17 protein-coding genes are annotated in these 22,394 nt (G+C 43.0%); 13 read left to right on the top strand and 4 right to left on the bottom strand.

Translation table 11 applies throughout. The features are described 5' to 3' along the window. The first annotated feature begins 65 nt into the window (after window positions 1–65). The 5 genes from J2T19_RS15135 to J2T19_RS15115 all read left to right on the top strand — a co-directional run bounded on the left by J2T19_RS15135 (window position 66) and on the right by J2T19_RS15115 (window position 7,143). Complete coding sequence (locus J2T19_RS15135) at window positions 66–971, top strand: ABC transporter permease (protein WP_056692019.1); 906 nt, start codon at window positions 66–68, stop codon at window positions 969–971. A 15-nt stretch (window positions 972–986) separates the two neighbouring features. Further along, window positions 987–1,877, top strand: coding sequence for a carbohydrate ABC transporter permease (locus J2T19_RS15130; protein ID WP_307217072.1), 891 nt, complete (start codon window positions 987–989; stop codon window positions 1,875–1,877). A gap of 79 nt (window positions 1,878–1,956) precedes the next feature. Next, window positions 1,957–3,717, top strand: coding sequence for a sensor histidine kinase (locus J2T19_RS15125; RefSeq protein ID WP_307217070.1), 1,761 nt, complete (start codon window positions 1,957–1,959; stop codon window positions 3,715–3,717). A gap of 4 nt (window positions 3,718–3,721) precedes the next feature. Beyond that, on the top strand, window positions 3,722–5,380 hold the full coding sequence (locus J2T19_RS15120) for a response regulator transcription factor (RefSeq protein ID WP_307217067.1): 1,659 nt from the start codon (window positions 3,722–3,724) through the stop codon (window positions 5,378–5,380). Window positions 5,381–5,499: 119 nt separating this feature from the next. Beyond that, window positions 5,500–7,143, top strand: a complete 1,644-nt coding sequence (locus J2T19_RS15115) for an extracellular solute-binding protein (protein ID WP_307217065.1) — start codon at window positions 5,500–5,502, stop codon at window positions 7,141–7,143. Between the two features lie 100 nt (window positions 7,144–7,243). Here J2T19_RS15115 and J2T19_RS15110 read toward each other — a convergent pair whose 3' ends face one another. Beyond that, the gene (locus J2T19_RS15110) at window positions 7,244–7,372 is read right to left on the bottom strand and encodes a DUF4023 family protein (protein ID WP_128102369.1); all 129 of its coding nucleotides are present in this window, start codon (window positions 7,370–7,372) and stop codon (window positions 7,244–7,246) included. A 220-nt stretch (window positions 7,373–7,592) separates the two neighbouring features. On the opposite strand from J2T19_RS15110, the gene J2T19_RS15105 reads away from it, so the two are divergent. From J2T19_RS15105 to J2T19_RS15095, 3 genes are all read left to right on the top strand, one after another. After that, on the top strand, window positions 7,593–8,345 hold the full coding sequence (locus tag J2T19_RS15105; protein WP_307217063.1) for a TrmB family transcriptional regulator: 753 nt from the start codon (window positions 7,593–7,595) through the stop codon (window positions 8,343–8,345). Between the two features lie 118 nt (window positions 8,346–8,463). Continuing rightward, window positions 8,464–9,627 (top strand): MFS transporter, encoded by a 1,164-nt coding sequence (locus J2T19_RS15100; protein ID WP_307217061.1) that lies wholly within the window; start codon window positions 8,464–8,466, stop codon window positions 9,625–9,627. Window positions 9,628–9,908: 281 nt separating this feature from the next. Further along, entirely contained in the window at window positions 9,909–13,262 is a 3,354-nt protein-coding gene (locus tag J2T19_RS15095) for a DUF5107 domain-containing protein (RefSeq protein ID WP_307217059.1), read from the top strand. Between the two features lie 163 nt (window positions 13,263–13,425). Here J2T19_RS15095 and J2T19_RS15090 read toward each other — a convergent pair whose 3' ends face one another. After that, on the bottom strand, window positions 13,426–13,947 hold the full coding sequence (locus tag J2T19_RS15090; protein WP_307217057.1) for a TetR/AcrR family transcriptional regulator: 522 nt from the start codon (window positions 13,945–13,947) through the stop codon (window positions 13,426–13,428). Window positions 13,948–14,142: 195 nt separating this feature from the next. On the opposite strand from J2T19_RS15090, the gene J2T19_RS15085 reads away from it, so the two are divergent. Continuing rightward, window positions 14,143–15,069 carry a ketopantoate reductase family protein gene (locus tag J2T19_RS15085; protein WP_307217055.1) on the top strand — a complete coding sequence of 309 codons (927 nt, stop codon included), beginning with the start codon at window positions 14,143–14,145 and terminating at the stop codon, window positions 15,067–15,069. A 259-nt stretch (window positions 15,070–15,328) separates the two neighbouring features. Here the strand turns inward: J2T19_RS15085 and J2T19_RS15080 are convergent, their stop codons facing one another. After that, on the bottom strand, window positions 15,329–16,753 hold the full coding sequence (locus J2T19_RS15080) for a glycoside hydrolase family 1 protein (RefSeq protein WP_145047552.1): 1,425 nt from the start codon (window positions 16,751–16,753) through the stop codon (window positions 15,329–15,331). 243 nt (window positions 16,754–16,996) lie between these two features. On the opposite strand from J2T19_RS15080, the gene J2T19_RS15075 reads away from it, so the two are divergent. From J2T19_RS15075 to J2T19_RS15065, 3 genes are all read left to right on the top strand, one after another. Beyond that, the gene (locus tag J2T19_RS15075; protein WP_307217052.1) at window positions 16,997–17,965 is read left to right on the top strand and encodes a LacI family DNA-binding transcriptional regulator; all 969 of its coding nucleotides are present in this window, start codon (window positions 16,997–16,999) and stop codon (window positions 17,963–17,965) included. A 213-nt stretch (window positions 17,966–18,178) separates the two neighbouring features. Then, entirely contained in the window at window positions 18,179–18,472 is a 294-nt protein-coding gene (locus tag J2T19_RS15070; RefSeq protein ID WP_307217050.1) for a DUF3817 domain-containing protein, read from the top strand. Between the two features lie 112 nt (window positions 18,473–18,584). Further along, window positions 18,585–19,190 (top strand): pentapeptide repeat-containing protein, encoded by a 606-nt coding sequence (locus J2T19_RS15065; protein WP_307217049.1) that lies wholly within the window; start codon window positions 18,585–18,587, stop codon window positions 19,188–19,190. Window positions 19,191–19,362: 172 nt separating this feature from the next. Here J2T19_RS15065 and J2T19_RS15060 read toward each other — a convergent pair whose 3' ends face one another. After that, entirely contained in the window at window positions 19,363–20,196 is an 834-nt protein-coding gene (locus J2T19_RS15060; RefSeq protein ID WP_307217047.1) for an AraC family transcriptional regulator, read from the bottom strand. A gap of 120 nt (window positions 20,197–20,316) precedes the next feature. Here J2T19_RS15060 and J2T19_RS15055 point away from each other — a divergent pair, with 120 nt between their 5' ends. Next, on the top strand, window positions 20,317–21,783 hold the full coding sequence (locus J2T19_RS15055) for an alpha-L-fucosidase (protein ID WP_307217045.1): 1,467 nt from the start codon (window positions 20,317–20,319) through the stop codon (window positions 21,781–21,783). The last annotated feature ends 611 nt before the right edge of the window (window positions 21,784–22,394 follow it).

Here is a 22,394-nt window from a genome sequence, read left to right as displayed (position 1 = left end):
CAATAGCCTACACTATGGTTCGATTCTGCCTACTCCTATAATTAAGCTGAAGGAGGAGACAGCATATGCGTTCCAACTACAGACAATTTATACGAAACATTCCGCTTCATCTTATGATTCTACCGGGTCTGATCATTATTATTGTATTCGGTTACATTCCAATGGCAGGCCTGTCCATTGCATTTCAAAACTTTTCGCCGATCGGTGGCTTCAAAAACACGAGTTGGGTTGGACTGGACAATTTCAGATATTTATTTGATCTGCCAGGTTTCAGTCAAGTGGTATGGAATACGGTATTTATTTCAGTGATGAAGATTGTGTCTGGTCTTGTTATTCCCGTCCTAGTTGCTTTATTACTGAATGAAGTACGGAAAACGGGCTTCAAACGAACCATTCAAACGGTGATCTACATGCCTCACTTTTTTTCGTGGGTTATTTTAGCGGGGATCATTGTTGATGTGCTGTCACCAAGCAGTGGTATCGTTAACATGTTACTGCGAGCGATCGGTGTAGAACCGATCCAATTCTTGGCCAGCAACGAATGGTTTCCCTACATACTCGTCATCACGGATCAGTGGAAAGAATTCGGGTTTGGTACAATCATCTATTTAGCAGCACTCACCAATATAGATAAGTCGCTCTATGAGGCTTCTGTTATGGATGGCGCAGGACGCTGGAAACAGACATGGCATATCACGCTGCCTGGGATTCGTCCAATCGTGATCTTGATGGTCACTCTTAGTCTTGGCAACGTGCTTAATGGTGGTTTCGACCAAGTGTTCAACCTGTACAATCCACTAGTTTATGAATCAGGGGATATCCTAGATACGATGATCTATCGAATTGGCTTACAGGATGCGCAATACTCAGTCTCCACCGCACTAGGACTCATTAAATCGGTCGTATCATTCATTTTTATCGGGCTTGGCTATTTCTTGGCTTACCGCTTAGCTAATTATCGGATTTTCTAGAAAGGAGGCAAGAACATGCATCATGCATCGAGAGCTTATCGCTGGTTTCTGGGATTCAATTACGTCATTCTTACGATTCTTGCCTTGCTATGTCTATTTCCGATCGTGAATATATTGGCTATTTCGTTTAGCTCTAGCGATGCGGTAAAAGCAGGCAGTGTAACCTTCTGGCCAGTGGACTTCACTTTATCATCGTACAAATACATTTTGGAAAATCAACAATTTCTTAATTCCTTCGGTACAAGTCTACTTCGCGTCGTACTGGGCGTTTTTATCAACCTAGTCTTTACGATTCTGGTAGCTTATCCGCTCTCCAAGGAAGCTACCAAATTCAGAGCAAGAACTGCATATGCGTGGATTTTTGTCTTCACGATGTTATTCAGTGGGGGACTTATTCCAGGATATCTCGTTGTGAAGGAAGCCGGGTTGCTCGATTCCATCTGGGCCTTAATTTTGCCAGGAGCAGTTCCGATCTTTAATGTACTGCTAATGCTGAATTTCTTCAGAGGTTTGCCGAAGGAATTGGAAGAAGCTTCATGGATGGATGGGGCGGGACATGCACGAACGCTATGGAGTATCTATCTTCCCATTTCACTGCCAAGCATTGCAACCATTACATTGTTCGCGATGGTTGGACACTGGAATGCATGGTTTGATGGCATGATCTATATGAAGAGCCCGGAACATTACCCATTAGCTACCTATCTACAATCCATGCTGCAGCAAGTGACCATGATTCAGAGTGAGATGATGACTTTGGAAGATGCAACCTTGCTCAGTCAAGTATCGGATAGAACAACACAAGCATCACAGATCTTCTTGTCTGTCATTCCCATTTTGCTTGTGTACCCTTTTCTCCAGAGATATTTTGTTCATGGGCTTGTTGTTGGAAGTGTGAAGGGATAAGATTTGTGAAGAGGAACATTGATGTGGAGGAGCCGATTGTCGGCTCCTTTTTTTCCTTGGAAGAAAGGAGAGAAGAAACATGCGAATCTTCAGTGGTAGATGGAAGAATCAATCCATCATTGTCAAACTTATCGTGGCATTTGTACTTGTGATTCTTCCGCTATACGGAATGAGCATTATGATTACTCATTACAGCTCTACTCAGATGCAATCTGAAGTGGAACGTGCGCACGAATCCAAGCTACATTTTTACCACAATCATTTACAGTTTGAGTTAGAACGCATGAGTGGCTTAGTCAATGAATTTTCATTTGATGAATTGATGTCTACACTAAGCACACGATCAGCCATTATGAGTAGGTATGAAGTAACGTCCAGTTTGAACGACATCCATCAGAAGCTCAGTCAGATTATGGTGACAAGCCCATACATAAGCGATGTTGTCTATTACGTGCCCACCTTACACAAGCGTGTAAGCGCGGTTGATGGTATTCGAAATGTAGAGGATCAGGAATGGCAGAACCTGCTGACAACCATGGGTAACCTGAATGGGGAGTTGTCCTATTCGGGCAGCGATCTCTTTTTTCTCAAAAGCAATCCATATAACATGAATTATGAGGAAGCTCCCAATTTCATACTAGGCATTCGTTTATCGTCTGGAGAATTGAAGCAGAGATTGCAACAACTATCTGAGACAGGTGGCAGTGATATCACGCTGAGTTTTGGAGATAAACAGCAGGTTGTGATTTCCTCTTCAGACCAAGCGGCATCTGTCCAGAAACGACCATCGCAAACAGAACATTCCTCTGAATCAGCGCAGGTTACGAGATATCATTCAGACGACTTCTTGCATTATGCTCTTTATGATGCAGATCATTCGTTCACCCTAACGTCCAGCATTGCTGAAGATGTGCTGGAAGCACCACTTGAACAATATAAGTTATGGTTGTGGATCTCAACACTAATATCCATTGTCATCATTATGATCTTCTCATTTTCCATATATCGATCAATACACAAGCCGTTATCTGCTCTAGTCAAAGGGTTTCGAATGACAGAGCAGGGGCATACCCTAACGCGGATTCCGCATTCAAGAGGGGATGAATTTGGTTATTTGTACTCTCGCTTCAATCACATGATAGAACGCTTACATGTACTTATTGAAGAGAATTATGTTGCTCGAATTCGAACCAGTGAGGCTGAGCTGAAGCATCTTCAATCACAGATTCAGCCCCACTTTCTGTACAACAGCCTGTTTAGTATTAAACAGATGGCAGAGGTTGAACATGTTGAATTAATTCAGGAATTCACCGACTATCTAGGCCAGTATTTCAGATATATGACACGAGATTCGCAATCCGAGGTTTCTCTTGGTGCTGAGATTGAACACGCGATGATCTATGCATCTATTCAACAGATCCGATTCGGTTCAAGGATACAGTTGGAGGTGGAGCCTATGAATGAAGCTTACAATGCGATTGCAATTCCGCGGGTGATTATTCAGCCGATTGTAGAGAATGCTTTTGAATATGCGCTGTCCAAGCGCAGCCGTGGGGGATTACTGAAATTATCATATTATTCCGAGCAGGACAGGCTTGCTATCCGAATTGAAGACGATGGGGATCAGTTGACCGATGACGATCTGCAACATCTGAAACATTCCTTTGAGAGCAACTTTCAAGAATCCGTTCTACGTCATGAACATGAAGAGATTACGGGTCTGATTAATGTGCATCAACGATTACAAATTAAGTTTGGTGCAGACTATGGCCTCGCTGCCGAGCGCAGTCGTTTGGGTGGTCTATGCATCATTATAAATCTGCCGTGGAAAGGTGAATGAATATATGCACCGGATGCTTATTGTGGATGATGAACCTGTTATTTTGGATGGATTATATGCATTTTTTCAGAAAGCAAATATTCATGATATGGAGATCATTAAGGCCTATTCAGCTTATGAAGCAATCGAATGGTTGAATTCGGTCAAGATTGATCTTGTGCTGAGTGACATTTGCATGCCTGGCATGGATGGGATGGAGCTTATCGATAAAATTGTAGATCGCTGGCCGAGATGCAAGGTGCTACTGCTTACAGGTCACAATGAGTTTGATTATGCGCACCAAGCCATTCGTAATCCTTGTGTGGTAGATTACCTACTGAAAACAGAAGGTATGAGTCATATTCGAGCTGCTGTAGACCGGGCTTTGCAGCAAATAGCAGAAGAAAATGATTTTCGCTACCAGAATGCTTGGTTCCGCAGTAAGTTGCCAAGAGCTTTACCTCAATTGCAACGCCAACTGTTACTTGATGTTATGAAACGAACGGAAAGGTACGAACTGGCTTCGCTTCAAGAAGAATTGGATGCCGTGCAGCTTCCTTTCCGATCTGAAGAGCCTGTTATTCCTATCATTATACGTGTTGAAGAGTGGAACACTTATCAATCTCATGCGGATCGGAGTCTGATTCGTTATGCAGTGGCTAACGTCGCAGAGGAGTTGCTCCAGGATAAAACGATTGTGAAGTCCGTTGATCTCGATCTACAAGTAATTGCCTGCATCATTCAGCCATCCGCTCAGGATGTTCCCTTTGCGACCAACCAGCAAGAGAAACGAGAGCAGACACTTCGTTTCGTATATGGAACCCTGGAATCTGTGCAACAATCTTGTGCGGATTGCTTGAATCTGTCGGTATCTATTATGGTCAGTGAGCAGGTGGTGGACTGGATGGATCTGAATACGGCGATCGCTCAGTTGCGCTTGTCGGTGCATGCAGGCCCTGGACTTGGGATGGAAAAATTGTTACGAGTACAGGTGCAGCATGCACTTAATTACACCCCCAATGTGGTAAACCGTCAGGCAGTTGCAGTATTGCATATGGATCAGATCAAAGCTCGCATTGTAGCAGGAGAGCAGGAATGGATGGATTCATTTGATAAGTGGACGGAGGTATCCATCGAGGGACTACAAGATCCGTTCTTCCGCATGAAGATATATATCGGGGCAGCGAATGCATTGATCGAAGTGCTGCAAGAGATGGGACTGTATGAATCCGCGATGGAGGATATGGAGCTGACTCAAATGTTGCATTTTGATATCCAAACGCCGTGGCACGAATTAGTTATCTTCTATCGATCAGCATTCGAATGGATTATTTCCAAAAGGAGCAATACACGTCTACATGATCAGTCTCAGATTCTAACGACCATTCATCTATATATCAAGCATCATCTAGCAGACGATCTCTCCCTGACTCGAATCGCTCAAGAAGTTTCATTAAATCCTTCGTATCTATCACGGTGGTACAAACGGGTTACAGGTAAGGGGATATCGGACTATATCCATGAACGGCGAATTGAGCTTAGTAAGGAACTGCTGCTAGGTTCTGCGTGTAAAATGCATGAAATATCCGCCAAAGTGGGCTTCAGTGATCAGCATTATTTCTACCGGTTCTTCAAAAAAGCAACGGGTTGTACGCCTCAGGAGTTTCGAGACCAAAAAAATTAGTGTATCCCTATCAAGTGGTCAATTAAAGATACCAGATGTAAACGGCGTCCACTCGAATTGATAGCGCTTTCTTAATAAAATGAACATATACCTCACGGAGGAGAAAAAGGGGGATTCGCATGAAAGTGTCATTCAAAAGATTCTCATTACTTACTTTATCCATGGTTTTGGCGGCAACACTCGCGGCGTGCTCATCAGGCGCAGGTAGTGGAGAGGAGGAGACTAAGCCGAGTACCCAGCAAGATGCTGGAGGACCACTTACCAAATATGATCCACCGATTAAGCTCACCTCTACCATGAATGAGACAGGCAAAGAATCATTAGCTTCTGGAGATACACATGCCAAGAACATCTGGACGAGAGGTTACATGGATGAACTAGGCATTGACGTATCATACGAATGGATTGTTCCTGATGCTAACTACAATGATAAAATGAACGTTACGCTCGCTAGTGGTGATTTACCTGATGTGTTGAAAGTTAGTGCTGTGCAATTCGAGCAATTGTATGAAGCAGGTATGATTGAGGATCTTACAGAGGTGTATGATAAATATGCATCAGATCTAGTAAAAGAATTTATGTCCGCTGAGGATGGAGCGGGATTAAAGCCGGTAACTAAAGATGGCAAAATATACGCCATGGTCAGTTTTCCGGGGTCACTTGATTCTTCTGACATGATCTGGATTCGTCAAGACTGGCTCAAAAACGTAGGGTTGGAAGCCCCAAAATCGATGCAAGATGTTATTAAGATCGCAGAGGCATTTACGTTTGAAGATCCGGATGGCAATGGAAAGGATGATACTTTCGGTATCGCATTGAACAAGGATTTACCGATTAACGCGTTCTTGCTGGGGTATCACGGATATCTGGAAACGTGGATTAAGGATGGTTCAGGTCAAGTTGTGAATGGAACCATTCAACCTGAAGTGAAAGAAGGATTGCGAGAACTGCAAAACCTGTATCAGAAGGGTGTCATTGATCCTGAATTCGGGGTTAAGGATTTTGCGAAGATGATGGAGGATGTGAACGCAGGCAAGTCAGGCATGTTCTTCTTGCCTCAATGGGCTCCGTTTCAGGTCAGCAGTATGATCAAGAAGGATAAGAACGTCGATTGGCTGCCATATCCAGTTCAATCCATTGATGCAGAACCTGCAAAGACACAGAATCACCTGAGTCTGGGTGGAATCTTTGCTGTCCGCAAAGGATACGAGCATCCTGAAGCAGTCATTAAACTGTTGAATTTTCAAACAGAGAAGATGTTCGGCGAGTCTGCCAAGACCGAGCGTGAAAAATACCTGAATGGTCTAACAGGACTTGGTTTCCATAATGCAACAGTATCTAATCTTCCGGCGAACAAAAATGTAAAAGCTCAAGATGAAGTAGAGCAAGCGCTAAAATCAGGCGATACATCCGGATTAGAGCTGGAAGCTAAACTTTTCTATGATGATATTATGGATTACCGTAACGGTAATCTGGATAAATGGCATATGGAACGAATTTTTGGTCCAGAGAGCTCCCAGGCAGTCATTAAACATTATCGCGACAACGATCTGATTGTTATGAACGAGTTCATCTACGCACCGACAAGAACAATGAACACGAAACAGGCAACCTTGGATAAATTAAGAGCAGAAACGTTTTTGAAGATTATTTATGGTAACCTACCCATTGATGAATTTGAAAATTTTGTTGCCAATTGGAAAAAGCTTGGTGGTGACCAAATCACACAGGAAGTCAATGAAATTATTAAAGCGAATCAATAATAATGCGTTAGAAAAGGATCTCTAGACAGAGATCCTTTTTTTGTTTTTTTCTAATTTGGAAATACGGATTGAATCTTCATGTGCAGTAGATCGAACCTGTTTATTTATTCGTACTGTGTTGCTTATTAGGCAGCTTGTCACCCGGTGTACCTTTACCATTGTTTTTGTTGTGACGCGCTTTTTCGGCATTATCGTTCACTTTTTTAACAAATTCCTTCGTGCTTTCCATGAATGAGATCAGCTCCTTAGGTATAAGGGAAATGTGCAACCTGGTGTTTAATATAACCAATGAGCCTGCATAATATGAGGATTCTACTGGTACAAAACCCTTGGCAGGAACTGGACAGAGGAAGGTTAGGCGACTAAACTGAAAGTAAGACTAAACTTGAGAAAGTGCTACCATTCATGCTGTACTTTGTCGGAAGAGAAAGGATGCGAGAGATCGGTCCATGTTACAAAAATTCGGATTTACCCAATACGAAAGCCAAGTCTACGAGGCAATATTTGCTCAAAATGAACCCCTTGATGCGACCTCCATTGTTAGCCACTCGAATGTACCTAAAGCGAAAATATATGAGGTGTTGAATCGACTGATTGATAAAGGGGCAGTCCTCACAACTATGAACGGCAAAAAAAAGTTGTATTTGGCTGTGGATCTCCAGTCCATCATTCTCAAGATCAGAGCAGATTTTGAGAAGGACATCGAAGAGTTGAAGAGTTATAAAATTAAGCGAACGTATTCGGATGAACACATCTGGACGTTAAAGGACGAAACCTCTATAGCCTCCAATATGGAACAGCTGATTGAAGAGGCTGAATCTTCTATTTTATTGCTTGCCTGGAGTGAACAGATGGAGAAATACCGTCCGTTGTTGGAGCAAAAAGAGCAGCAGGGAGTTTACGTAGAGGTGCTCGCAGTTGGTGGGTTGGAGACGGCGCTTTCTCGACGATACTCCTTATTTCCAGAGGGAAACCATCTCGAACCTTCTCAGTTGCTAATTGTGGATCATGCGTATTTGCTGTTCGCAGGGATTGAGAATGAGGCATGGAAAGCGATTAAGACGACGTCCAAACCGATCGTTAAAGCGCTAACAGATTATTTCTATCATGATATTGCGCTCACGCAAATTACGAAAAAGTATGGTGATCAGCTCTTACAGGATCAAGAGATTTCCAAGTTGCTTGCCCGACTGATTTATTAAAAATCAAGGCGTCAGATGTCATCTCAAAACTATTCTATTGCAGAATAGTTTTTTTTATTGAAATCTTTTCTCTCATGGATTACTATCGTAGTTGTAACTTTTGAGGAGGATTCGGAACATGAATAAAAAAGTATATGTTTTAGCGATTGCGGCCTTTGTTGTCGGAACCGTTGAACTTATTTTGGGTGGAATTCTGGATTTGATTGCAACAGATTTACACCTGAGCTACGCAAAAGCGGGATATTTGATCTCTATATTTTCATTAGTTTACGCAATATCTGCACCTATTCTGTTGAATGTAACAGCCCGATTCGAACGTAAAAAGGTGTATTTGTGCACGTTAGTTGTGTTTCTAATAAGTAATCTAATCTCCGCATTCAGTGTGAACTTTTACATGCTGATGGCGGGCAGGGCACTCGGTGCTGCAACGGGTTCATTAATCTTTGTGCTTTCTCTGACTCTCGCTGCTCGTATTGTGGAACCGCAGTATAAAGGGCGAGCCGTTGGCATCATTACGATGGGGGGCAGTGCATCACTCATTCTGGGTGTGCCGCTTGGCATTTTTGTAGGTAATATGGCTGGATGGCGAGAAGTGTTTATCTTTATTGCTATTTTGACAGCTCTAGTGATTGTTGCCATTAGTATTGCGATGGATCGTGTGCAGCCGATTCCTGTTGTACCGCTCAAGAAGCAACTGTCTGCACTATGGAATCCGCGAATGTTGGCAATTCATGCAACGACCTTATTAGTGCTTGCGGGTCACTTAACGCTGTATGCGTATTTCACACCCTTCCTTCAGGCGACGATTGGAGCTAGTTCTACCATGGTGACATTCATCTATGTCATGTTTGGTATTGCCGCAGTTGCTGGAGGAGGTATTGGAGGTTTGTTATCCGATCGGCTACATCCAGCCAAAGCAATCATTATTGTATTAATTCCGTTTATGATTACTATGGCACTGATTCCAGTCAGTGTGGGCTTGCCTCTAATCGCTTTCTTACTACTGTTGAGTGTATGGAGTGCTCTGAGCTGGACGGTTACACCTGTGCAGAATAGTCTAATCATCAAAACTTCGCCCGAGACAGCAGATACGTTGATCAGTACGAATTCCGGTATTGCCCATGCGGGTATTGCGCTAGGAACTTACATTGGTGGCATGGTCATTGATCATTCAGCCATTCAACACACAGGCTGGGTTGGATCAATTCTAATTCTTCTTGGACTTGTTACAGCAATATATGCGATCACTCGCAAAGAGCATAGCGTTCAGGCTGTAGCCTAATAAGCAATATAGGCATAGCCTTGCAGCGTTGTACAGCAAACGTTATGGTACAAAGCAGACGTTATGGTACAAAGCAAAATCAAATGTCAAAAGGGACAACACATCTCGTTACGGATGGTTGTTCCTTTGTTTTATGCTGATGTTCCGTTCAGTCAAATGTTCTTGAAGGCGGGAGGTTCATTGTAAACAAGAATATAGTCCATTAACTACCGACTTTCGTTAATTGTTTATAGGCTAATAAAACATTACATTAAAGCTATAAATAGAAAGGAGGATCACACATGAGTGCAAATGATTCATCATCGGCTGTATCTAATCAGGTTCGGGTTTGGGAGGAGAAAGTTGAAATCCCTACCTATGGAACGGGTAAACCTGACAAGAATCCCATGTTCTTGGAGAAGCGAGTATACCAAGGGAGCTCTGGACGAGTATACCCACTTCCGGTTATTGATAAGATCTTGGATGAAAAAGTATCTCAAACCTATTCAATGGCTATTCTCGAAAATGAATATATTCGAATCGAGATCATGCCGGAAATTGGCGGTCGAATCTACCGTGCATTAGATAAAACGAACAATTATGATTTCGTTTACTATAATCGTGTCATTAAACCGGCACTTGTTGGACTTGCTGGGCCATGGATTTCAGGAGGCATCGAGTTTAACTGGCCCCAGCATCACCGACCTAATACATTTGGAGCTGTACAACACACGGTTACGGAGAACCAAGATGGTAGCGCTACGGTGTGGGTTAGTGAGATCGATCGAATGTACGGTACTAAAGTGACGACAGGTTTCACATTGCATCCAGGCAAAGCCTATATCGAAATTACTGCACAGATGTACAATCGTACGTCTGAACCGCAAACGTTCTTATGGTGGGCAAATCCTGCGGTAGCGGTGAATGATCATACTCAAACGGTATTTCCTCCAGATGTGACAGCTGTATTTGATCACGGAAAACGAGATGTGTCGAAATTCCCTATTGCTACAGGTACGTATTACAAAATGGATTACTCTGAAGGTGTCGATATCTCAAGATACAAAAATATACCGGTTCCCACTTCATACATGGCGTACAAGTCTGACTATAATTTTGTGGGAGGATATGACCATAGCGTCCAGGCAGGACTGCTCCATGTAGCCAATCATCATGTTTCTCCAGGTAAGAAGCAGTGGACATGGGGGAATGGCGAATTCGGCCAAGCTTGGGATCGCAGTTTAACGGATGAAGATGGACCTTATATTGAGTTGATGACTGGTGTATTCACCGACAACCAACCTGATTTTACATGGCTCCAGCCATATGAAGAGAAATCGTTTACCCAGCATTTCATGCCCTACAAAAATATTGGAGTCGTTAAGAATGCTTCCATCGATGCTGCAGTGAATTTGGAAGTGGATGAAGCGCTTCGAGTTGCGACAGTCATGGCCTACGCTACATCTGTATTTGAAGGCGCGACAGTCGAATTAAAAGGGCATAAGCGTACGTATGTAACAGAGAGTGTAACCCTTTCTCCAACGTCGACTTATAAATCGGTGATTACGTTGGATGAAGGAGATCAACCGCATGACTTAACTTTAACGGTACGGGATTCTGAACAGAACTTACTTATCAGCTATAGACCAGCCAAGCCATCCATTGAACAGATTCCAGATGCCGCGAAGCCGCTTCCTCTTCCAGAAGAGCTGATAAGCACAGAACAATTGTATCTTGCCGGACTTCATCTGGAGCAATACCGACATGCAACCTTCGAACCGGAAGACTACTATCAGGAAGGATTAAGAAGAGATCGTACTGACATCCGTCTGAATGTCGCTTATGGCACACTATTGCTTCGAAGAGGCGAACTGGAAAAGGCGGAAACACATTTCCGTACGGCCATCCAATCATTGACCTGGCGCAACCCGAATCCATACGATAGTGAAGCTTACTACCAACTTGGCTTAACGCTTCGACTTCAAGAACGGAATGAAGAAGCTTTCAAGGCATTTTATAAGGCAGTATGGTCTTCAGCTTATCAGGACAGTGGTTACTATGCATTAAGTCAGATTGCATCCGAGCGGGGAGCCTATCTGGAAGCGCTGGATCTGGTAGAACGTTCACTGGTTCGTAATGCTAGAAACTACAAATCAAGATTGGTTAAAACGGCGCTGCTTCGCAAATTAAGCCGTCACGAAGAGGCCATTGCTTTTGCCGATGAAACGTTAACGATGGATATTGCAGATTTCGGTGCAAGATTCGAAAAATTCATGAATTTAAAAGCAAAAGCTAAAAGCGAGGAGGCTCATGCCGTACAAACTGAGTTGTACCGGTTCATGCGAGATGATGCACATAACTTCTTGAATCTGGCTTGGGATTATGCAGGAAGTGGCTTTCTCGAAGAAGCGGCTCATGTGTTGGAAGAAATAAGCTCGTTACAGGGTGGATCGACATATCCGATGGTTCATTACACACTAGCCTATGTCTATGACAAGTTGGGACAGAGCGATAAAGCAGGACAAAAACGTAACCTTGGAGAGAAGGCTGCTCCGGATTATTGTTTCCCGAATAGCCTGTTCGATCTGAGCGTATTGCTGCATACAGTTAATCAAAGTCCATCAGATAGTAAAGCGCATTATTATCTAGCAAACCTTTATTATGATAAAAAACGAGCAGAAGATGCCATTCATCATTGGGAAATTTCTATTCGTCTTGACAGTACTTTCGCAACAGCTCACCGCAATCTTGCCTTGGCTTATTACAATAAACAAAGTGATGCAGACGCTTCATTGAAATCGCTTAACCAAGCATTTGAATGTGATCAACAAGATGCCCGCGTTTTTTATGAGCTAGATCAGTTATATAAAAAGACTGGCGTTTCTGCAAAAGAACGGTTGACGAAGCTTCAAAAACATATGCATCTTGTCGAACATCGTGACGACCTTTACCTCGAATATATTACCTTGCTGAATACTTTGGGCGAACATAATAAAGCCTTGTCATTGTTGTTAGGTCGACGTTTCCATCCCTGGGAAGGGGGAGAAGGGAAAACGACAGGGCAATATACGCTTGCGCTAGTTGAGCTTGCCAAGCAGGAGAACAAACGCAAATCGTATCACGAGGCTGTTTCGTTGTTACAACGAGCGTTCCATTATCCTGAGAATCTGGGCGAAGGTAAGCTAGAGGGCGCACAAGAAAACAATGTGCACTATGAACTGGGTCTCGCCTATCAGGGACTTGGAAAGCAAGAAGAGGCCATTGTTCATTGGAAACTTGCCTCAGAGGGATTAGAAGAACCTGCTAGTGCGATGTATTATAATGATCAGCCGCCAGAGATGATATTCTATCAAGGACTAGCGTGGGATCAACTGAACAATTCAAAAGAAGCAAAGCGTCGCTTCAACAAGCTGATTGATTATGCAGAAAGACATCTGTTTGATGATGTTAAAATGGATTATTTTGCCGTATCGTTACCTGATTTTCTGGTATTTGAAGATGATCTGAACAAGCGTAATCAAACCCACTGCCTGTTCATGCTGGGTCTTGGATTACTGGGTCTCGGTAAAAAAGCTGATGCCAAAAAACGTTTTAATGAAGCGTTACAGTTGGAACCTAACCACCAGGGAGCGAGAATTCACTTGGAATTATGCTGAAGCATTCATGTTCAAGGTAGTACAACGTGATTGATAGCCATTTTCGCTCGAATCGTTAAAAGGAGTGAACTCCGGGACAACCAGTTCCGGAGTATCATTGGTATTGCGATTCTAAGTGGAATGGATAGATCGTGATCAAATGAATGTGTAGACTAAAAAATCTTCACCATAGCTGCAGCCTTGCTTCAAGAATTTTATTCATCTGTTCGACCATCTCTTCTGGTGTATACGGCATGGATTCGACGACCCACCACTCAATCAATCCTGTAATGGAAACGGATAAAAATTGGGCGAGTACATCCCTATGAATATCGCTTTCTAGTTTCATATGGTTCACCACCATAGTGACATTCCCCTTAATCATCTGTGTCATACGGTGTCTGAACGTGGGAATACCTTTGTTCGTAATCAGTACACTATAGATCGCTGCATGCTCCTTCAGATACGTGAACGCACGAATGAGCAGATCTCGGGACAGTTCGGTGGTTGTTCCTTCCTCCGGTATACAACTGTCAGCTAACATCATCAGATATGTATCCACGCTCTGCTCTAATAGGTCATATTTATCCGTAAAATGCAAATAGACTGTTCCCCGGTTGACATTGGCTCGATCCGCAATCCCCTGTATGGTAACTTTCTCAAAATCATGCTCTCCTAACAGCTCAATAAAAGCTTGCATAATCATTTGTCTTGATCGCATAACGCGTCGATCCATGGTTTTTTCCTTCTTTCTTGAACACATCCCGTGTTCAATGTTCAATTTTCAACAAAAGCGAATGTGATTAGCCATTGCGTGTGCATCGTTCTCAATGATACCTTGATTGTAGTACACAGGTGTTAGATATACAACAACTGTTAATTATGTGAGGGGGGAACTCTATTGAAGATACTCGTGTACGGTGCGGGTGTGCAGGGAAGCTATCTGGCGCATGTCCTCGTTCAAGGGGGGCATGACGTGACTGTGTTAGCAAGAGGCAAGCGAGCGGAGGAATTGGAAAACGAGGGAGTCGTCATCCGACATTACCTTCAGCGTAAGACAACGGTTGATTCCGTTCAGGTGATTCGTACATTAGAACCGGAAGATGTGTATGACTTAATTTTCGTCATGATGAAATATTCCGACTTCGAGGCGGTGCTGCCGCTCCTCTCGGATAACGATAGCCGCCATATCGTGCTAGTCGGTAACAATATGGATACATACGCGATGCAGGACTATTTAAGCAAATCTAAGAGATCACCCAAGCAGGTCGCTTTTGGCTTCCAGACTACCGCTGGTACACGTGCTGATGGGAAAGTCATTTGTATCCGTGGCGGCCATGGGCAGATGGTCATCGGCGGATTGGACGGAGCCATTCCATTTCGCGCTCTGTTGGAGCAGGCATTCATGCGAACCAAATACAAGCTTGATTTTCATGACCAGATCGATGCCTGGCTGAAAAATCACATGGTGTTGATTGTACCTATGAACATGGTCATTCTATTCCATGCCTTTCGGATGAAAGAGGTTGTGCGTGACGACAAGCGCATGCGTCAGATGGTGGCGGCGATGGGGGAGGGCTTCCGTGTACTAGATTCATTAGGATATCCGCTAATTCCTGCGGGGCAAGCATCATGGATTACCAAGCATCCTCACTTCATCCGCTGGGCGCTAAAGCTTTTCTTAACGCTTCCGGTTAGTCGATTGATTGATGGAACAGTAGTAGAGCTCAAGGCATTGAATCACTCATTTGCAGGTTGGAGAACTTTATCGGATGTGTCCACACCGAACTGGGATGCGTTAGAGGCGGAGTTGCTTAGCCTATCCTAATCCTAATCCTGATCCAAACCTTACAAACTAGCGCAATGACAACTGATTGATGTGAGGAGCGATAGACCAGCTTCAGTGTATTCAATATGTTTGGTAATTGTAGTTCAATGACAGTAAACGTAAGATTTGCAGATAAAGAAAAGCGCAAGCAACGGGGTTCATTTCACCGCGAAGCTTGCGCTTTAATACATTTTATTAAAAATTCTTGCACTCCTATACGCTTGTATCAACAACCGTCCAGAGATTTAGTACCTATTCCTTAACGTTTCAAGCTTTTTCCGTTCGTGCTGATGATATCTTTGTACCAGTGGAATGATTTCTTACGATAACGTTCCAGCGTGCCTGATCCATCATCATGACGGTCAACATAAATGTAACCATAACGTTTTTTCAGTTGAGCGCTAGAAGCACTCACGACATCGATACATCCCCATGAGGTGTAACCCATAACTTCAACGCCATCTTCGATTGCCTCAGCAACCTGTACAAGGTGATCGTTCAGGTACTGGATACGGTAATCATCTTCAACCGTTTTCTCACCATCCGCGCCAGTAATAAGCTCGTCCACAGCACCAAGTCCATTTTCTACGATGAACAATGGTTTTTGGTAACGATCATAGAACATGTTCAGTACATAGCGAAGTCCCTGCGGATCAATCTGCCATCCCCATTCGCTTGCTGCGAGATAAGGGTTCGGAACACCTCCGAGCAAGTTCCCTTCACCTGCTTTTTGTTTCTCCGGATCGGCGGTTTGACAGATACTCATATAATAACTGAAGGAAATGAAATCAACCGTGTTGAGCAACATTTCCTCGTCGCCAGCTTCCATTTTAATCTCAATGCCTTTTTCACGGAAATAACGTTTCATGTATCCTGGGTAACGACCTCTTACATGTACATCCCCGAAGAAATAGTTGCTATGCTCGAATTCCATCACTTTAATCATATCATCCGGGTTTGGTGTTAATGGGTACGTAGGCATGCTGAGGATCATACAGCCAATCTGTGCACTTGGAATGATCTCATGACAGAGCTTCACTGCAGACGCACTCGCCACCAACTCGTGATGGATCGCTTGGAACAAGTCTTGCTTGCTCAATTTTTCTTTTGGTGTGTAGATACCGCCACTCATGAATGGAGCTTCAAGAATAGAATTGATTTCATTGAATGTCAGCCAGTACTTAACTTTGTTTTTGTAACGTTTAAATACTGTCGTAGCATAACGCTCATAGAATCCAACCATTTTACGGTTAACCCAGCCATCATACTCTTTGGAGAGATGCAGTGGTGTTTCATAGTGGGACAGAGTTACCAGTGGTTCAATTCCATATTTAAGACACTCGTCGAAGAGATCGTCGTAGAATTGCAGACCTTCTTCATTAGGCTCCAATTCATCGCCTTTTGGGAAAATGCGTGACCATGCAATAGAGGTACGGAATACTTTGAAGCCCATTTCGGCAAAAAGCTTCACATCTTCTTTATAGCGATGATATAGATCGATGCCGATCAGTTTCATATTATCTTCTGTTGGTTCTTCTGTGATTGGCCCCATGATACCTCTAGGAGCTACGTCCTGCGTGGACAAGCCTTTACCACCTTCATTGTATGCACCTTCAGCTTGGTTCGCGGCGATTGCGCCACCCCACAAGAAGTTTTCTGGGAAGTTAAATTGAGCATTACTCATTCTGTATCACTCCAGTAGTCAAATTGGTTAAACGAATAAAAAGTGATTATTGCCTGAAGCACTTGAATTGGAATCGAGCAACAGGCTGATAAAAAAAGCTTAAACGTTGTAACGGGTTACACGTCAAGTTTTACTTTTGACCTTTTTTTGAGGCATACTATATATAGCATTAGTGATATTATTAATCCCAATTCCTTAGGCGAACATTCTGTAATATGATGAGCGGGAAGAAAAGGAGTTCAGATGTCCAAGTTCGATGAAATCATGAAGCGATCTGGTTATTCAAAGGCAACCGTTTCACGAGTAATCAACAACTCACGTCACGTTAGTGACGAAGCGAGGCAGAAAATAACTGAGATTATGAAGCAATTAAATTATATTCCTAATCGAAATGCCATTTCGCTATCAACAGGGCAAACGAAGCAAATTGGCATCGTCACATCCACTTCAAATGCCATTATTCTATCTTTTATGAATCAATTTATTGATACAGCGATGGATTTTGGATTCCAAACGCTGATTTATACGACTCGTGGAGATAAAGATATAGAATTACAGGCTTTTGAAGATCTGCGGAGTAAACGTGTGGATGGGTTAGCGATCATCGCATGTGTGAACGATCCTGAGAAACTGAAGACTTATCTGGAGTATGGCCCGATTGTTTCATGGCAGCGCATGGGGAATAACGAGATCCCGTCGGTTGCTATGGATCAGGCTGAAGGATATATTCTTGCACTGGAGCATCTGGTATCCAAAGGATACACGCGAATCGCCAACGTTTTCGGTCGGGCAGATAGCATAAATACGCAAAGTCGCAGAGTGGCGTATGAGACATTCATGGCAAGTAGAGGGTTACCTGTGTTGAAAGAGGACTACCAATACTGGGTATTTACTTCATCCGATGGAGAAGAAGCGATGCGCAAAATGGCAAAGGCGCCCGAACTTCCCCAAGCTGTATTGTGCTCCAATGACTATGCAGCGATCGGCATTTTAAGTGAAGCGCGCAAACTACATATTAGTGTACCGGAGCAACTTGCGATTGTTGGGTTTGATGATGTAGAACTGGCTCGTGTACTCGGAATCACTACGATACATAATCCGATTGCTGAACAAGCGACACAGGCATTCCATCAATTATGGGCAGTACTCGGTAGACAGCACGTGGAGCCTGAGCCACTCACATATCAATTGGTTGCACGCGAGACCACATGAATCATTAGGACGCCTGACATTTCAATCAGGTGTTCTTTTTTTGTTCTTTAATTATTCAAATTTGAAGTAATTCATGATTGAAGACATGCGTTATACTGAACAGGAGTTTCAACTGTATAGGGACGGGTGAACAGTGATACTCATATAAGCATGTGATGTTACAAGTTACATATTTCACAAACTATGAATGGATGAAAGGTGAGAATGAATGTTATGAAGACCGTAACCGGCCGATTTAGAATTGCGGGTATTTGGGAGGGGATTTCCTTCTTATTATTGCTTCTCGTTGCAATGCCATTAAAGTATTTTGCAGATATATCCTCAGCTGTGGCTATCGTGGGCATGATTCATGGAATTCTCTTCCCACTCTATCTTATTGCGCTAGTGCATATTGCGGTAGTATATAAATGGAAGCCCGTGCGCTGGTTCATGGGTGTACTTGCTGGATTTTTGCCTTTTGGAACTTTTGTATTCGAATCCTATCTTCGCAAGAGAGAGTGGAAGTAGAACAAAAAAGAATCTTGACTTTTAGTGCCATTTAAGCAGGTACTTGACAGGGGTATGGTATAGTGAGGAAAGTTTGATTCATACTGAATACCATACATTGCAGGAGGATATTGTGTACCAATACAAGGATCAGGAATATGATACAGTGCAGTTTGATGGACGTGATTTACGTTATGGAGAGCTTATAAGCTGTGTTTTCACAAGATGTACGTTTATGAATACAGAGATGGATGAAATTGAGACAAGCAACTGTCGCTTTATTGAGTGTGACTTTAGAGGTGCGACGCTGAATGCTTCGTCTCATACGGAATCTGCCTTTGAAAATTGTACGTTTAGCGGAGCAAATCTATTTGTCTCCAAATTCACTTCTTGCAAGATGACAGGCTCTGACTTCTCCGGGGCACAGATGGATGGCATATCCATGATTGGTGGTGATTGGTCTTATACCAATTTGCGTCATATCAAGCTAGGGAAGCAGGACTTAAGAGGCATTCGTTTCCATGAAGTCGATTTCTCCGATACGGATCTGGGCAAGGCTGATCTGAGAGATTGTGATATGTCCAGAGCAACGTTGACCCGAACAAAGCTAACAGGGACCGATCTTCGTGGTGCTATCTTAGATGGAATTGATCTGAAATCACTGGATGTGAAAGGTGCACGAATGGATCGGGAGCAGGCCGTTCTGTTTATGCGTTCATTTGGAGCCAAGGTTGACTAGTAAGCCTAATGGATAAGGAATAGCTCAGTCGCTAGTAACAGCGTACTGAGCTATATTTATGTTGTCGAAACTTAATTAGTTTGGGCCAAACTGTAGCACTCCTTCAAAGAAGGAATATAAACACGAGGTAGCATTGGATACAAAACACTTCCAATTTTATTAAATTCAGCGCTTACAAGACAACGCCCGTCTTTAATTTACGGTACTCGGTTGGGGTAAGTCCGGTGTGCTTTTTGAACTGTCTAGAGAAATAATACAGATCACTGAAGCCAAGGTGTTCAGCAATGATGGTGACGGTACTTGGTGTGCAGCTTAAGAGCTCCTTCGCCTTATCGATTTTCTTGCTGGTAATATAGTGGATGGGCGGGACACCTATCTGCTGTTTGAAGAATCGAATAAAGTAATTAGGATGCATATAGGTGAGTTGTGCCAGCTCCTGAACTGAAATGTTTTCTTCAATATGCGAATCAATGTAAGCTAATACAGCCGTGATTTTCTCAATGGCAGGCACATTCAGATAAGCAATCTGTTCCATATCCATTCGCATCACATATTGTGATATGAGCTCCATCAGTTTACTTTTGGCCATCATATGCCCATAGACTTCACCTGATTTCAGATACATTAGAATATCGCGGAAGATAGTATTGATCTGTTCACGCTGATCGATCGTACAGAAGTGAGGGAACTTCACAATCTGGAATAGGTTGATACCGCCCACCTTCGCGCTGAAATGACACCAGTATTTGAGAAAAGGTTGATCACTTATAGAAGAGTAGGACTGTGTTACTCCCTCAGGCATCAAAACAAGCTGACCTGGCACAGGGGAGTATTCCTGTTCACCAATTTTGAGCCAGCCTTCTCCCTCACAGATCCAATAAAATTTGCTGTAATCAGGCGTGTAGTCCAAATCCCGCCAATCCGATCCGCAGCGATTGTAATCGCCCATGTATAACTCAACTTCAAGGTTGGATAAGTAGTGGGTAAGCAATGTATGTTGGTTCATACCTTCATCTCCCGACCATGTTAGTATTGTCCATCTATAGGTTAGTGATCTACATGTCTATTCCCGTCAGAAGCCACTACAATACAAGTGCAACCCATGAGTAGAAGGGATGAGGGCGACATGAAATTAGACAAAAACGAATATTTGAAACACATTGATACAACGATTGCGAATGGAAAGTACCAGGATAACTGGAGCTCGCTTCGTCAATTCGAGGTACCCGATTGGTACCAGAACGCGAAGTTTGGCATATTCATTCACTGGGGTCTATACTCCGTACCTGCGTATGATAGCGAATGGTATTCGCGAAATATGTATATTCAAGGCTCCAAAGCCTATGATCATCATCTAGAGGTATATGGCCCTCATAAGGATTTTGGGTACAAAGACTTCATCCCTATGTTTCAGGCAGAGAAGTTCGATGCCGACGAATGGGCTACACTGTTCAAACAATCTGGCGCAAGATACGTTATGCCTGTAGCGGAGCATCATGATGGTTTTCAAATGTATCGAAGCTCTATCTCTCACTATAACACATATGAAATGGGACCCAAACGTGATCTGCTGGCAGAGATGAAAGCAGCGTATGAGAAGCAAGGTCTCGCATTGTGTGTGTCATCACATCGCGCGGAGCATTGGTTCTTCATGTCCCATGGCAAAGAATTCGAATCGGATGTGCATGAGCCATTAGAGCAGGGAGACTTCTACTGGCCTGCTATGCCTGAACCCAAGGATCATTTCGATCTATATGATTGTCCGCCGAGTCAAGCATTTCTAGAGGACTGGTTGATCCGATGCTGTGAATTGGTTGATCAATATCAGCCACGTGTATTTTATTTTGACTGGTGGATTCAGAACGCCGCGTTCAAGCCTTATTTGAAAAAATTCTGTGCCTACTATTACAACAAAGGGGAAGAGTGGGGTACACCTGTTGCAATTAATTATAAGCATGATGCCTTGATGTTTGGCTCTGCAGTTCCAGACGTGGAGAGGGGGCAATTTGCTGAGCTTAAACCTTACTTCTGGCAAACAGATACAGCTGTCGCCAAAAATTCCTGGTGTTACACGGAAAGTAATGTGTATAAAACGGCAGGAGAGATTATAAGAGATTTTGTCGATATCGTGAGTAAGAATGGAAGTCTTCTGCTGAATGTGGGTCCTCGTGCCGATGGTACTATACCAGATGAAGATCGAAATCTACTGCTAACGATCGGTAAATGGCTGGAAGTGAACGGTGAAGCGATCTATGATACCACGTACTGGCGCAAGTTTGGGGAAGGGCCAACGGAAATAAAGGAAGGACAATTTACGGATGGGCAGACCAAACTGTTTACCAGTGAAGATATCCGATTTACGGTGAGAGATCATTATCTCTATGCATGCGTTCTGGTTTATCCGGAAAATGGTGTAGTTCATATTCAATCTTTGAAGGAAAAATCACCTTATTTTGAAGGAATCATCAAGGAAATTAAAATTCTTGGATTTGATCAACAACCTGAGTGGGTAAGAACGGGAGACGCTTTAACGATTACTACGACCAATGTACAAAGCGAATTGCCTGTGGTCTTTCAGATTGAAGTGGATTGATAGCCAGATCACGATATCGTTACATGCATGATGTGAAAGAATAGAGAGACTCAGAGACCAGTGCGATTGAATCGCATTGGTTTTTTGATGTGTTTAGTCCATTCAGCGCTGTTGGAATATGTCATACAAACAAGGATAAGCGCATTTTGCGCGAATTGACATTGTGAGTTAGCATCGATTGAACTATCTAATTAATCGAACTTTCATAATCACGAAATAATGTAGAGCATTTCAGCATGGATAGACATCATAAATACTTATAAAGGCTTAATTTCTAAATTTTTCAATAAATATGCTTGATTATCTTATAATACGACTCTATACTAAATCATAAAAATCCAATATAAATATAAATTGTAATTTATATGAAATTCAAGATGTTTTTCTACTAGGTTTCATACAGCATGTTGACGATATACATTCAACGCCTCAGATACGATACATACTTCTACTAACGCTTGTAGTCACCCTCCGACATAGAACATACAAAGGTTCGCTCACATCGATGATCTACGTTATCCCACTTCCAATGTTAACTCACTCATGATCGATCTATTGCTATGGCTATCCCAACAGAGTTCCTACCTCATTCAATCTATTTATATCGATCC

It is taken from the genome of Paenibacillus tundrae (genome assembly GCF_030812775.1).
GTDB lineage: Bacteria > Bacillota > Bacilli > Paenibacillales > Paenibacillaceae > Paenibacillus > Paenibacillus tundrae_A.
Note: the sequence above shows the minus strand (reverse complement) of the source record. Positions and strands in the feature narration are given on the sequence as shown.